Here is a 13,207-nt window from a genome sequence, read left to right as displayed (position 1 = left end):
GTCGGGGTTTGGGGATCCCCGTTCCTGTTCCACCACACGCGGCGTCTGGTTTTGCCTCTGTGCCTTACAAAACCACCCCCCCCTCCCGCCCGCCCCCCGGGGGCGCCCGCCCCCCCCGCGGCGACGACGTAGCCCGCGACACCGATGAGCATGCCGAGCAGCAGGGGGTTGGTGGTGCGGGACGCGGCCGTGCCGAGGCCAAGGGCCCAGACCCACCAGGCGCCCGGGTGCAGGGCGTTGCTCCGGTGCGCGGCCGGGGCGAGGTACTGAATCTGCGGGCCGTCCGTGGCTGGTCGCGCCCACGCGGCGGAGCCGCTCATGTCACAGCCCCGCGCCCCTTTCGGGGCCCGGAACCGCTTGGTGGGACCGGTCATCGCGGGATCAGCCGCGGCGGCGGCGGGCCTGCCAGACGGCTGCCGCGCCGAGCAGGGCGATGGCCGCCACGCCCGCGATCAGGCCGACGGACGGACCGCCGTCGGATGTGTCCTTCTTGCCCTGGGCCGACTCGCCCGTGGCCGGCTTCTTCTCCGACTCCCCGTTGCCCGCGACCTGATCGCCGCAGCCCGCCTCCGGGTAGCCGTCGATGGCGCACAGCAACGCGTTGCTGTCGTAGCGCAGCGGCTTGGCGACCGAGGCGAGGGCCTCCGCGCTGGTGGCGTCCTCGCCGACCCGCGCGCAGGCCAGCCGGGGTGCGGGCGGCGTCTCGCCCTTGGGTGCGTCCTTCGGCAGGCCGAAGTCGATGACCAGCGCGACGCGCTTGCGGCCGTCCTTGGCGGGAGTGCTCGCGCAGATGTCATCGAAGTCGGCGGGGCCGCGCGGCTTCGCGGAGTCCTGCGAGTCCTCGGACACGGAGAACCGGAAGCCCTGGACGGCCCCGTCGTCGGGGCGTGCGGTGCCCGGGCCCTGCGTCGCGTAGGCCCACTTGGCGCCGTCCCGGTCCCAGAAGGACCAGTAGCGGTAGCCGGCGGCCTGAGCCGGAGCGGCGGCAAGGACCGCGAACAGCGAGGCGAAGAGCGCGGTGAGGACCGCCCCGGCCACGAACCGTGCGGGGCGGCCGGAGCGGACCCGAGTCACAGCTGCGACTTCTTGTTGCGGCTGCTCAGGAGGAAGCCGATGCCCGCGCCGAAGACCAGGCCGACGCCGATGATCCACCACACGCTCACGCCGCCCTCGTCGTCGCCGTCCTTCTTCTCGTCGGCGGGCTTCTCGGTGGCCTGCGGTGCGGGACCCTGCGCGTTCAGCTGCTTGACCAGGTCGGCGCCGCCGAAGTCGCGCGGGTCGAGGCCGGCGGCGTTCGCGGCGAAGATCAGCTGGGCGTATGCGGCGGGTCCGGACGTCTTCGCCCACTCCGCCGAGTTCTTCGCCAGCCACTGGGCCGACTTCTTCGCCTGCTCCGGCTGACCGGCCGCGGCGAGGGCGACCACGGATTCCGCGGTGTTGCCCGGGTCGGGCATGTTCTTGGCGCCGGCCAGCGACGACATCAGGTGGTCGTCGCTCTCGGCCAGGGTCTTCAGGAGGTAGCCGGTGCCGTTGGACGCGGCCTTCTCGGCGGTGTCCGCCTTGACGCACTTCGGGGAGGCCGGCTTCGTCCCCTCGGACGGGGCCACGACCAGGCCCCTGCCGTAGCCGCCGAGGACACCGGCCGCCGTCGCGTCCGCGTTCGGCGTGAGCTTGCCGGTCTTCATGTCGGCGAGGCCGAAGGCGCCGCCGTCCTTGCCGCAGTCCATGGCGAGCTCGGGCAGCGCGTCGTAAGGGGACTTGCCGTCCTGCGACTTCACCGACTGCGGCTTCTCGCCGGCCCCGGTGAGGGCGCCGATCACGATGCCGGTGGAGTTGGCGTCGGAGTCCATGCCGGGGCTGTAGCCCCAGCCGCCGTCCTTGTTCTGCACCGACTTCAGCCAGTCGACGCTCTTCTTGACCGTCTTGGCCTGACCGGTGAGCGCGGTGAGTGCCTGCACGGCGGCCGCGGTGGAGTTGCTGTCGACCATCGTCTTGGAGTCGCAGGGCTCGCCGGCGTCGGCGCGGTACGCGGCGAAACCGCCGCTCGCGCACTGCTGTCCGGTGAGCCAGTCGACGGACTTCGCGGCGGGCTTCACACCGGCCGAATCCTGGGCGAGCAGGGCGTACGACTGCCGGAAGACCCCGTCGAACTTGGGGTCCTTGTCGCCGTACAGACCGGAGGGGAGCTTGGCGGATGGCGACGGCTTCGCGGTGTCGGCGAAGGCGGCCGGGGCGGCGGCCGAACCGAACACGGCGACGGCGGCCAGGACCGCGGCGCTGCGGCGAACGTTCATGATGCGGCGGGTGCCTCTCCCTGCGGGGAGCGGGGCAGCACGGGCGCGCGACGGGCACGGCTCCGGGCGGCTCCGGCTCCGTATACCTCGACGGTGCCGTTCATCGGGGGGTCCGATGAGGCGAGCCGGTCATGCTCCGGGCAAGGCGATCCGGCTTCCGCGGGCCCTTAGAGGCTGCGGTCACGGCTGCGGGTCAGCGCCGGATTCGCACCGGCTTTCCCCCGTACGGGCATGATGACGACGGGGGTCACTCTACCGGCCCGTAGCAGGCCTGCCCGGGCCGCCCGCCCCGCCGCACTCACACCGCCACGTACCGCACCGGATCGCTCCCCACCGCCTCCGCGCGCCCCAGTTTCACCAGGCGCCGCACATGGGCCTCGGCCTCCGACACGGCGATGCTCCGCGAGCCGTAGCGGATCTCGGCCCAGGGGCGGTTCCACTCCATGCGCTCGGCGAGCTGCCAGGGGGTGAGGGGTTCGGCGAGCAGGGCCAGGAGGTCGCTGAGGCGTTCCTCGTGGTGGGCCAGGATCTCCCGTACGCGGGCCGGTGCGTCGGTGAACGCGTGCTGGTGGGCGGGCAGGACCTCGGCGGGGCCCAGGCGGCCGACCCGCTCCAGGGAGTCGAGGTAGTCGCCAAGGGGATCGGTCACCGTGTCGTCGTCGGGGTCCTCGTACAGGCCGATGTGCGGGGTGATCCCGGGGAGCAGATGGTCGCCGGAGAAGAGGCGGCCGTGGCCCGGCAGCCGGGCCGGGTGCTCCTCCTCCAGGTGCAGACAGACATGGCCGGGGGTGTGCCCCGGCGTCCAGATCGCGCGGAGCCTGCGGCCCGGCAGTGCGAGCAGCTCGCCCGGTGTGATGTCCCGGTCGGGCAGCGCGGGGGCCAGGCCCGGCAGCTTCGGCGTGCGGCCCGCGTCGCGGGCGGCGATCAGCGGTGCGACGTGCTCGGCGGGGGCGCCCGCGGCCGTCAGCTTCTGCACCATGTAGTCGAACCAGCGCCCCGGGGCGTTGGAGCGGGTGCGCCGCACCACCGACGCGTCCGCCTCGTGCATCGCGATCCAGGCGCCCGAGGCCTCGCGGACCTTGGCGGACAGGCCGTGGTGGTCGGGGTGGTGGTGGGTGATGACGACGCCGTGCACCGCGTCGACGGACGTGCCGCAGGCGCCGAGGCCCGCCTCCAGGGTGTCCCAGGACGTCGGGTCGTCCCAGCCCGTGTCGATCAGGACCGGGCCGCTGTCGGTGTCCAGGAGATGGACGAGGGTGTAGCCGAGGGGGTTGTCCGGGATGGGGACCTTGATGCTCCATACGCCCCCGCCGTGCTCGGTCACCTGCGGATCGGCCACCTGCGTCATCGGGAGCCCTCGTCTCTCATCGTAACTAGAACTAGTTCCAATGATCGCCCAAGTCGACTGTTTCGTCAGGGGACTTGGAAGTGAGGCGCCGGTCACACTCGCCGGGCCCGATGTCACACATGGCCCGCCGCCCCGCTCCTAGGACGCAAGCACGCACAACAGAGGAGACCCCCGCCATGTCCGGCACTTCCGAGGCAGACGACGCGACGCGCGCCTTCGTCGACCACCGAGAGCTGCTGTTCTCCCTCGTCTACAACATGCTCGGCACCGTCGCCGACACCGAGGACGTGCTGCAGGAGACCTGGCTCGCCTGGGCGCCCCGGCACGCGGCCCGCGACGCCGAGCCGATCGGGAGCCCCCGCGCCTATCTCGTACGCATCGCCGTGAACAAGGCCCTCGCCCGGCAGTCCGTCATCAGCCGCCGCCGTGAGACCTACATCGGTCCCTGGCTCCCCGAACCGCTGCTCACCCGGGCCGTCGAACCCGTCCATGAGCCGGACGCCGCCGAAGCGGTCGAGCGTGCCGAGTCGGTGTCGATGGCGCTCCTCGTGGTCCTGGAGACCCTCTCCCCGCTGGAGCGCGCGGTCTTCGTCCTGCATGAGGTCTTCGGGTACGCGCACACCGAGACCGCCGAGATCATCGGGCGGACCCCGGCCGCCGTGCGCCAGCTCGCCCACCGGGCCCGTGAGCATGTGCGGGCCAGGAGGCCCGCAGGGAACGCGGACGCGCGCCGCCGCAGGGAGGTCACCGAGCGGTTCGCCGAGGCGGTGGCTGCGGGGGACGCCGAGACGCTGCTGCGGCTGCTCGCGCCGGATGTCGTCCTGTGGGCCGACGGCGGGGGCAAGGCGCCGGGGGCGGGGCCGCGCCCGCTGCGGGGTCCCGGCAGGGTGGCCGAGCTGCTCGTCAAGCGTGCCGCGCTCAGGCCCGCGGGGGCGGAGCTGCGCTACTGCCACATCAACGGCGATCCCTCGGTGCTGCTGTTCAACGAAGGCGCCCCGTACGCCGTGCTCGTCCTCGACCTGACGCCGGACGGCGAGCGGGTGCGCGGGCTCTACAACGTCATGAACCCCGACAAGCTCGCCCACCTCGCCTGAACGGCCGTTCCCCGCAAGGGAGTCAAAGGGAGTCAAAGGGATCCAAAGGGATCCAAAGGGAGCCATCCATGTTCATCGCCTATGTGACCGTCACCCTGCTGGCGGCCGCCGCAAACATCTCCGTCGCCTTCGTCGACTACGCGCGCTCGCCCCAGGTCATCGCGAACATGGACCGGGCCCGCGTGCCGCGTTCCTGGCTGTTCCCGCTGGGCCATCTCAAACTGGCCGGTGGGATGGGCCTGTTGGCGGGTTTCGCCGTGCCCTGGATCGGTGTCGCCGCCGGGGCCGGGCTCGTCCTCTTCTTCGCCGGCGCCGTTCTCTTCCATCTGCGGGCGCGGGTCTACACGCTCCAGTTCCCGCTCGGGTTCTGGGTACTTGCCGCGGCGGCGCTGGTCACCGGGATCGCCCACCGGGGGATCTGAGGCCGCGGTGACATCCCCGTGGACTCCTGGAACTAGAACTGGTATCAGTTCTGCCAAAGCGTTCTGAGGCAGTGTCAGAAAGCGTGCCGCGCAGGGCGGAATCCCGCAGGAGGCAGTCAGCCATGACCGAGCTCGTGGAACACGGACAGCTGTTCATCGGCGGGGAGCTTGTGGACCCCCTCGGCAAGGACGTCATCGAGGTGATCTCGCCGCACACGGGCCGGGTCTTCGCGACGGTCCCGCACGCCGCGCCCGCCGATGTCGACCGGGCCGTCGCCACCGCGCGCAAGGCGTTCGACGAGGGCCCCTGGCCCCGGATGACCCTCGACGAGCGGATCGAGGTGATCACAAAGATCAAGGACGCGATCGCCGTACGGCACGAGGAGATCGCCCGCGTCATCAGCTCCGAGAACGGCACCCCGTACACCTCAAGCGTCATGGTGCAGGCCCTCGCCGCGATGATGGTCTGGGACTCCGCGCTCACGGTCGCGCGCAACTTCACGTACGAGGAAGCGCGCGACGGAGCCCTCGGCAAGATCCTCGTCCGGCGCGAGCCGGTGGGCGTCGTGGCGGCCGTGGTCCCTTGGAACGTCCCGCAGTTCACCGCCGCCGCCAAGCTGGCGCCCGCGCTGCTCGCCGGGTGCCCGGTCATCCTCAAGACCTCGCCGGAAGCGCCGCTCGACGCCTACATCCTCGCCGAGATCGCCACCGAGGCCGGGCTGCCCAAGGGCGTGCTCTCCATCATCTCGGCGGACCGCGAGGTCAGCGAGTACCTCGTCGGGCACCCCGGCGTCGACAAGGTGTCCTTCACCGGTTCCGTCGGCGCGGGCAAGCGCGTCATGGAGGTCGCCGCCCGCAATCTCACCCGCGTGACACTGGAGTTGGGCGGCAAGTCGGCCGCGGTCATCCTGCCGGACGCCGACGCGGCGAGCGCCGTCGCGGGGATCGTGCCCTTCGCCTGGATGATCAACGGCCAGGCGTGCGTGGCCCAGACCCGCATCCTCGTGCCGCACTCCCGCTACGACGAGTTCGCCGAGGCCTTCGCCGCGGCGGCCGGCGCGCTCAAGGTCGGCGACCCGCTCGACCCGGCCACCGAACTCGGCCCGCTGGTCGCCAAGCGCCAGCAGCAGCGCTCCCTCGACTACATCCGCATCGGCCAGGAGGAAGGCGCCAAGATCCTCACGGGCGGCGGCCGTCCGGCGGGACTCGACGAGGGCTGGTACGTCGAGCCGACGCTCTTCGGCGGCGTCGACAACTCCATGCGCATCGCCCGCGAGGAGATCTTCGGCCCGGTCATCTGCCTTCTTCCGTACGGCGACGAGAGCGAGGCCGTGAAGATCGCCAACGACTCGGACTACGGGCTCAGCGGCAGCGTCTGGACGGCGGACGTGGAGCGCGGCATCGACATCGCACGCCGGGTGCGCACCGGGACGTACTCCGTGAACACCTTCAGCCTCGACATGCTCGGACCGTTCGGCGGCTACAAGAACTCCGGTGTGGGGCGGGAGTTCGGGCCCGAGGGGTACGGCGAGTACTTCGAGCACAAGATGATCCATCTGCCGGGCACGTATACATCAGCCGCTGCCGCGGCGGGCGAAGGGACCGGTGCCTGATGGGGGACCGCTGGCACGTCGAGGTGGACCGGTCCGTGTGCATCGGCTCGGGGATGTGCGTGCTGACCGCTCCCGGCGGTTTCGAACTGGACTCCGCCCGGCAGTCGCACCCCGTCGCCGCCGACACCGACGCGAACGAGAAGGTCCTGGAAGCTGCGGAGGGCTGCCCGGTCGAGGCGATCACGATCACCCTGACGGGCAGCGGGGAGGTCGTGTTCCCTCCGGAGGACTAGCCGGGTTCGGGCGGGGCCTTCCGGCAAGAGGTGATCTTCACCTTTGTGACGGTCCGGGTACCACCTGGTGTTTCCACCGTGCACACGCTGTGCGCTCGAACAGGTGCGAACGGGACTTTACGTATGCGTTCCGCACGCCCATCCGATGACATCTGTGACTGTCCGCCCCCTTTGCGGTCTGCAACTCTCCTTGCGACGCCGCATGGGGAGGGGAAGCCGTGGACAAGCGGTACGAGGTCTACTGTCTGGCCGACAGGCTCTTCTACGAGACTCCGGACCGCTTGTCCGCGGGCGGCACGAGCGCCCCCGAGTTCGGGACGGCCGGCCGCGCGGTCCCGGAAGGGTGGCGCTCGGCGCGCACCGGCGACTGGCTGACCCTGGGGCCGGTCGACGAGGACGGGCACTCGCGGCCCGCGCCCGCGCAGGGCTGGAAGATCCATGTCTCCGCCACGCTGGACAACGCCGACCGGATGGCTGCGGTGGTGTGGGACTACTGCGTGCCCCGCGCCGTGCCCTTCAAGTTCATCGCGGGACGCCATCTGCTGCATCTGCGCAACAGCAAGTACGCGGGACGGGACGGCAGCGGCAAGTTCGCCACGATCTACCCGGCCGACGAAGACCAACTGCACACGGTGTTACGTGAGTTGGGCAAGGCGCTCGAAGGGTGCGAGGGTCCCTACATCCTCACCGATCTGCGCTGGCAGGAAGGGCCGCTGTACGTCAGGTACGGCGCCTTCACCCGCCGCATGTGCGTCGACGAGCGCGGCGCCCTGGTCCCCGCGATCGAGGACGACCGGGGCAGGCTCGTGCCCGACTCGCGCGACCCGGCCTTCAAGGTGCCCGAGTGGGTGACGCTGCCGCCCTTCCTCGAACCCCAGCTCGCCGAGCGCAACCGGACGACGGTCACCGACCTGCCGTACCGCATGGAGAAGGCCCTGCACTTCTCCAACGGCGGCGGTGTCTACGTCGGCACCGACACCCGCGACGGCCGCAAGGTCGTCCTGAAGGAGGCCCGCCCGCACGCGGGTCTCGCATCGGACGGGGCCGACGCCGTGGCCCGCCTGGAGCGCGAGCGGGACGCGCTGGAGAAGCTGGCGGGCCTCGGCGTCGCGCCCGAGGTGCGCGACTGGTTCGAACTCGGCGGCCACCGCTTCCTCGTCATGGACTTCCTGGAGGGCCGCACCCTCAACTCCTTCTTCGCCGACCGCCATCCGCTGTGCGTCAGTGAACCGGACGCCGACGCGATCGCCGCGTACACGGACTGGGCGCTGCGGATCCACCGGGCCGTCGAGGACGCCGTGACGGCGGTGCACGGGCGGGGGGTCGTCTTCAACGACCTGCACCTCTTCAATATCATGGTCGCGCCCGACGAACAGAGCGTCGCACTCCTCGACTTCGAGGCGGCGACCGCCGTGGACGCGGGCGGACGTCAGGTCGTCGCCCACCCCGGATTCGTCGCGCCCCCCGACCGCACCGGCAAGGACGTCGACCGGTACGCGCTTGCCTGTCTGCGGCTCGCGCTGTTCCTGCCGGTCACCACGCTGCTGGCCATCGACCGGGGCAAGGCGGCGCATCTCGCGCAGGTGATCGCGGCCGAATTCCCGGACGTACCAAGGGAGTTCCTCGCCGAGGCGGTGGCGGAGATCGAGCGGGTCGTGCCCGGCGGTGCGGGTGTCGCCGGGCCCGTCTTCTCGGCCTCTTCGGCAGGGGCGGCCGCACCGTTCGTCGACCCCGCCGACTGGCCGCGCAGCCGGGACTCGATGGTCAAGGCCATCCTCGCCTCGGCGACCCCGGAGCGCGACGACCGGCTCTTCCCCGGTGACATCGCGCAGTTCGCCGAAGGCGGCGGCCTCGGCCTCGCGCACGGCGCCGCCGGAGTGCTGCTCGCCCTCGCCGAAAGCGGCGGCGAACGCTACGAAGAGGGCGAGCGGTGGCTCCTGAAGCACACCGAACCCGCCCCGCCCGGCACGCCGTTGGGCCTCGACGACGGCCTCGCGGGCATCGCCCACGTCCTTGACCGGCTCGGTCACCGCAACCGCGCCCTCGACCTGACGGGGCTCATCCTCCAGGAGAACTGGCAGCGGCTCCCCTCCGACCTGCACGGCGGCCTCGCCGGGCTCGGCCTCGCCCTCGACGCCCTCGCCGAGAGCACCGGCGAGCGCGCGCTCGGCCAGTACGCCCTGAAGGCGGCGGAGCTGCTCGGCGAGCGGCTCACCTCGGGGCACCCGCCCAAGGGGAAGCAGCCCCGGGCCGGCCTGCTGCACGGGGCCACCGGTCCTGCACTGCTCTTCCTGCGGCTGTACGAGCGCAACGGCGATCCCGCGCTCCTCGACCTGGCGGCGCGTGCGCTGCGCACGGACCTCGCCCGGTGCGTGGCGCGGCCCGACGGCAGCCTCGGCGTCGACGAGGGCTGGCGCACGATGCCGTACCTCGGTGACGGCAGCGTCGGCATCGGGATGGTGCTCGACGACTACCTCGCCCACCGGGACGACGCCGCGTTCGAGGCGGCGCGGCCGGGCATCCTGGCCGCCGCACGCTCACGCTTCTGCGTGCAGCCCGGCCTGTTCCGGGGGCGGGCCGGACTGCTCCTGCACGTCAACCGCAGCACCGCGCCGGGCATCACGCCCGATGACGTCGCCGCGCAGATCGAGGAACTCGGCTGGTTCGCCATGTCGTACGAGGGGCAACTCGCCTTCCCCGGCGAGCAGATGATGCGCCTCTCCATGGACCTGCACACCGGGACGGCGGGCTGTCTCCTCGCCCTCGCCGCGGCGCTCGGCGACAGCGGAGCGCACATCCCCTTCCTGCCGCCGCTGCCGCGGCCCCAGAGCCGGTCCCGCCATACAGCGGGGTCGTGACACAACCCATAGGGAACAACGTCCCCAAACGAGAGGGAAGCTCATGGCACTCCTCGACCTGCAGAGCATGGAATCCGACGAGATGACGGGCGGCGGAGGCGGCGGCAGCCAGCTCAGCCTGCTCCTGTGCTGGAGCACCGCCAGCATCACCCTTTGTCTGTGACGCCACTTCGCGACTGACGGCACGGAATTTGAAGGCCCGGACGGCACCGGCAAAGGCCGTCCGGGCCCGCCGCCACCGCCACGGAGGCCACCCGAAGGCGACGAGGCCGACGCGGCCTGGCCTACGAGGACGACGAGGACCCGCACCGCATGGCGACGACGACCCCCCGTCCGCAGCACCACCCCACATCCGACGCCGGCCTGTTGCGCGCCGCGACCCGCCACAGTGCCGCCCGCTGCACGGTGCTCGCGCTGTGCACCGTCGCGGCCGCGGGCGCGAGCCTGCTGCTGCCGCTCGCGATCGGCCGCGCCCTGGACGCCGTCCTGACCGGCCATGCGACCGGCGGCGCGACCGGTGACGGCGGATCCGGCGCCACCCGCTGGATCCTCGTCTGTGCGGCGCTGATCGGTGCAAGTGCCCTCCTCGACGCCGTCGACGGCGTCGTCACCGGGACCACCAACGCCCGCACCACGGCCTGGCTGCGCGGCCGCGTCGCCCGCCATGTGCTCGCCGTCGGCCCGCGCACCACCGCACGCTTCGCCCACGGCGACCTGGTGGCCCGCCTCGTCGACAACGCCGCACACGCGGGCATCGCGCCCGCCACCCTGGCCGGGCTGCTCGCAGCCCTGGTCACACCCGTCGGCGCCGTGGTCGCCCTCGCCCTGATCGACGGCCTGCTCGCGGTGGTGTTCATCGCCGGTGTGCCCGTACTCGTCCTGCTCCTGCGGGCGTTCGTGCGCGTCTCTTCGGACTGCGTGGCGCGCTACCAGCGGGTCCAGGGGGACATCGCGGGCCGCCTGAGCGAGGCGATCGGCGGGGCCAGGACCATCGCGGCCGCGCGCACCGAGGACAAGGAGGCGGCGCGCGTCCTCGGGGCGCTGCCCGAACTCACCCGCCAGGGCCACCGGATGTGGCGGGCACAGGGCCGCTCCCAGGCGCAGGCGGTCATGGTCGCGCCGGTCCTGCAGCTGGCGGTCGTCGCCGTGGCGGGCCACCTGCTTCTCCAACACCGCATCACAGTCGGCGAGTTGCTTGCCGCATCCCGGTACGCGGTGCTCGCCACCGGGATCGGGATGCTCGTCGGGCAGCTGGGCGGCCTGGTGCGGGCGAGGGCGGCGGCGCGGCGCCTGGGAGAGGTGCTCGCGGAACCGGAGACCGTGTACGGGGCGGCCGAACTCCCCGCGGGTGGAGGGCTGTTGGAGCTACGCGGGGTCAGGATGACACGCGGTGGACGTACCGTGCTCGACGGTGTCGACCTGACGGTGCCCGCGGGCGGCACGCTCGCCGTGGTCGGCCGTTCCGGCGCGGGCAAGTCGCTGCTCGCCTCCCTCGCGGGGCGGCTCGCCGACCCCGACGAGGGGGACGTACGCCTCGACGGTGTCCCGCTGCGCTCGCTCGGCCGCGCCGAGCTGCGCCGCGAGGTCGGCTACGCCTTCGAACGCCCCGCGCTGCTCGGCGCGACCCTGGAGGACACGATCGGCTTCGGCGCCCCGCGTCCGGCCCCCGCCCGCATCCGCGAAGCGGCCGGCGCGGCCCGCGCCGACACCTTCATCACCCGTCTGCCCGACGGCTACGCCACCCCCTGCACCGAGGCGCCCCTCTCCGGCGGCGAGGTCCAACGCCTCGGTCTGGCAAGGGCGTTCGCGCGCGGCGGGCGGCTGCTGATCCTGGACGACGCGATGTCGAGCCTGGACACCGTGACGGAACACCACATCGCCGAGGCCCTGCTCCACCGCGCCCCGCACCGCAGCCGCCTGATCATCGCCCACCGGGCCACGACGGCAGCCCGCGCGGACGCGGTGGCCTGGCTGCACGAGGGCCGGATCCGGGCGGTGGGAACGCACGCGGAGCTGTGGGAGCGAGCGGAGTACCGGGAGGTGTTCGCCGCGTGACCAGCCCGCCCGCAGGAGCCCAAAGCCCCTACCGCCGGGGTGTCCGCTTCCTGTGGCGCAGGTGGCCGGTGGTGCTGCGGCTCGCCCTCTGGTCCGTACTGGAGACCGGGCAGACCTTCCTCACCGGGTACGCCCTCGCGCGCGCCCTGGACGACGGGTTCCTCGCGGGGGACGAGGCGGTCGGCCTCGGGTGGCTCGGCGCGGGCGCGCTGGGCGTGGCGGCCGCCGCGTACGGCACCGGGCGGGTGTACCGAGCGGTCGCCGACCTCGTGGAACCCCTGCGGGACACCCTGGTGCGGCAGGTCGTCGACCGGGGCCTGCGGGAGGCGGACGGCGCCGCCGTGTCCCGGCTCACCCAGCAGGTGGAGATCGCCAGGGACACCTTCGCGGGCCTGGTGATGGTGTCCCGCTCCTTCGTCCTCACGGCGGTGGGCGCGCTGGTCGGCCTGTTCTCGCTGGCCCCGCTGCTCCTCCTGGTGGTCGCGCCGCCGCTGCTCGCGGGCATCGCCCTGTTCGTCGCGTCGCTGCGGCCCCTTGCCCGCCGCCAGGAGACGTTCCTCGTCGCGGACGAGGGCATCGCGGGCCAACTGGGCGCGGTCTGCCCGGGGTTGCGGGACGTCGCCGCGGCGGGCGCGGAGCGGGACGTGGCCGCCGACCTGGACCGGGGCGTCGCCGCGGAGTACGCGGCGGCCCGCGCCCTCGCCCGCTGGGGCATCCTGCGCACGGCGGCACTGGCGACCGGCGGCCAGCTCCCGCTGATCCTGCTCCTCGCCACGGCCCCCTGGCTCCTGAACCGCGGAGTGACACCGGGCGCCCTGGTAGGAGCCATCGCCTACGTGACCCAGGCCTTGCTCCCCGCCCTGCACAACTTGATCAACGGCCTGGGCACCAGCGGCTCCCGCCTGGCGGTGGTCCTCCAACGACTTGCGTGGGCGCCGCCGGTTCGGGAGGCCGAGGGCGCGCCGGAGTCGTGGCCCGCGTTGGCGTCCGCGCCTGAGCCGGAATCCGTGCCCGCGCCCGCGTCGGCGCCCGCGCCCGCGTCGGCGCCCGCGCCCGGGCTGGGCTCCGCGCCCGGGCTGGGCTCCGCGCCCGAGCCGGAATCCGCGTTGGCGTCCGCGCCTGAGCCGGAATCCGCGTTGGCGTCCGCGCCTGAGCCGGAATCCGCGTCCGCGTCCGCGCCTGAGCTGGGCTCTGTGCCCGAGCTGGGCTCCTTGCCCGGGCCGGAATCCGCGTTGGCGTCGGTGCCCGCGCCGGGGTTCTCGCGCGAGCCGGAGACCGGGTTTGTTTCGG

10 protein-coding genes, 2 pseudogenes and 1 riboswitch are annotated in these 13,207 nt (G+C 72.7%); of the genes and pseudogenes, 8 read left to right on the top strand and 4 right to left on the bottom strand.

Translation table 11 applies throughout. From position 1 onward, the window contains the following. The 4 genes and pseudogenes from ACFWY6_RS07440 to ACFWY6_RS07425 all read right to left on the bottom strand — a co-directional run. Positions 1-320, bottom strand: a pseudogene (locus ACFWY6_RS07440) (hypothetical protein); the annotation flags it as partial. A gap of 61 nt (positions 321-381) precedes the next feature. Continuing rightward, complete coding sequence (locus ACFWY6_RS07435; RefSeq protein ID WP_384687296.1) at positions 382-1,074, bottom strand: SCO2322 family protein; 693 nt, start codon at positions 1,072-1,074, stop codon at positions 382-384. Next, entirely contained in the window at positions 1,071-2,294 is a 1,224-nt protein-coding gene (locus ACFWY6_RS07430; RefSeq protein WP_384687295.1) for a prenyltransferase/squalene oxidase repeat-containing protein, read from the bottom strand. The genes ACFWY6_RS07435 and ACFWY6_RS07430 overlap by 4 nt, the downstream gene beginning before the upstream one ends. Positions 2,295-2,443: 149 nt before the next feature. Further along, positions 2,444-2,509: riboswitch (cobalamin riboswitch) on the bottom strand. Between the two features lie 83 nt (positions 2,510-2,592). Then, the gene (locus ACFWY6_RS07425; protein WP_384687294.1) at positions 2,593-3,642 is read right to left on the bottom strand and encodes an MBL fold metallo-hydrolase; all 1,050 of its coding nucleotides are present in this window, start codon (positions 3,640-3,642) and stop codon (positions 2,593-2,595) included. A 176-nt stretch (positions 3,643-3,818) separates the two neighbouring features. On the opposite strand from ACFWY6_RS07425, the gene ACFWY6_RS07420 reads away from it, so the two are divergent. The 8 genes and pseudogenes from ACFWY6_RS07420 to ACFWY6_RS07385 form a co-directional block, all read left to right on the top strand. Beyond that, positions 3,819-4,736 (top strand): sigma-70 family RNA polymerase sigma factor, encoded by a 918-nt coding sequence (locus ACFWY6_RS07420; protein WP_384687293.1) that lies wholly within the window; start codon positions 3,819-3,821, stop codon positions 4,734-4,736. Between the two features lie 68 nt (positions 4,737-4,804). Continuing rightward, a complete protein-coding gene (locus tag ACFWY6_RS07415; RefSeq protein ID WP_384687292.1) occupies positions 4,805-5,158 on the top strand; it encodes a DoxX family protein in 354 nt (117 codons plus the stop codon). A gap of 122 nt (positions 5,159-5,280) precedes the next feature. Beyond that, positions 5,281-6,771: an aldehyde dehydrogenase gene (locus tag ACFWY6_RS07410; RefSeq protein WP_384687291.1), complete on the top strand. Its 1,491-nt coding sequence runs from the start codon at positions 5,281-5,283 to the stop codon at positions 6,769-6,771. Continuing rightward, positions 6,771-7,004, top strand: a complete 234-nt coding sequence (locus ACFWY6_RS07405) for a ferredoxin (protein WP_266867529.1) — start codon at positions 6,771-6,773, stop codon at positions 7,002-7,004. Before ACFWY6_RS07410 ends, ACFWY6_RS07405 begins: the two co-directional genes overlap by 1 nt. Positions 7,005-7,222: 218 nt before the next feature. After that, on the top strand, positions 7,223-9,862 hold the full coding sequence (gene lanKC / locus ACFWY6_RS07400; RefSeq protein WP_384687290.1) for a class III lanthionine synthetase LanKC: 2,640 nt from the start codon (positions 7,223-7,225) through the stop codon (positions 9,860-9,862). A 43-nt stretch (positions 9,863-9,905) separates the two neighbouring features. Beyond that, the gene (locus ACFWY6_RS07395) at positions 9,906-10,025 is read left to right on the top strand and encodes a SapB/AmfS family lanthipeptide (RefSeq protein ID WP_360762718.1); all 120 of its coding nucleotides are present in this window, start codon (positions 9,906-9,908) and stop codon (positions 10,023-10,025) included. A gap of 149 nt (positions 10,026-10,174) precedes the next feature. After that, positions 10,175-11,917, top strand: coding sequence for an ABC transporter ATP-binding protein (locus tag ACFWY6_RS07390; protein WP_384687289.1), 1,743 nt, complete (start codon positions 10,175-10,177; stop codon positions 11,915-11,917). Then, positions 11,914-13,207 (top strand): annotated as a pseudogene (locus tag ACFWY6_RS07385) (ABC transporter ATP-binding protein); the annotation flags it as partial. The gene ACFWY6_RS07390 and the pseudogene ACFWY6_RS07385, both read left to right, overlap by 4 nt.

It is taken from the genome of Streptomyces sp. NPDC059037 (genome assembly GCF_042740015.1).
In the GTDB taxonomy this organism is placed as follows: domain Bacteria; phylum Actinomycetota; class Actinomycetes; order Streptomycetales; family Streptomycetaceae; genus Streptomyces.
Note: the sequence above shows the minus strand (reverse complement) of the source record. Positions and strands in the feature narration are given on the sequence as shown.

Bases quoted from the DNA above. Each gene is read 5' to 3' on its own strand.
- ACFWY6_RS07390 (WP_384687289.1), top strand. From the start codon at position 10,175: ATGGCGACGACGACCCCCCGTCCGCAGCACCACCCCACATCCGACGCC.
- ACFWY6_RS07410 (WP_384687291.1), top strand. From the start codon at position 5,281: ATGACCGAGCTCGTGGAACACGGACAGCTGTTCATCGGCGGGGAGCTT.
- ACFWY6_RS07425 (WP_384687294.1), bottom strand. From the start codon at position 3,642: ATGACGCAGGTGGCCGATCCGCAGGTGACCGAGCACGGCGGGGGCGTA.
- ACFWY6_RS07395 (WP_360762718.1), top strand. From the start codon at position 9,906: ATGGCACTCCTCGACCTGCAGAGCATGGAATCCGACGAGATGACGGGC.
- ACFWY6_RS07415 (WP_384687292.1), top strand. From the start codon at position 4,805: ATGTTCATCGCCTATGTGACCGTCACCCTGCTGGCGGCCGCCGCAAAC.
- ACFWY6_RS07430 (WP_384687295.1), bottom strand. From the start codon at position 2,294: ATGAACGTTCGCCGCAGCGCCGCGGTCCTGGCCGCCGTCGCCGTGTTC.
- ACFWY6_RS07420 (WP_384687293.1), top strand. From the start codon at position 3,819: ATGTCCGGCACTTCCGAGGCAGACGACGCGACGCGCGCCTTCGTCGAC.
- ACFWY6_RS07405 (WP_266867529.1), top strand. From the start codon at position 6,771: ATGGGGGACCGCTGGCACGTCGAGGTGGACCGGTCCGTGTGCATCGGC.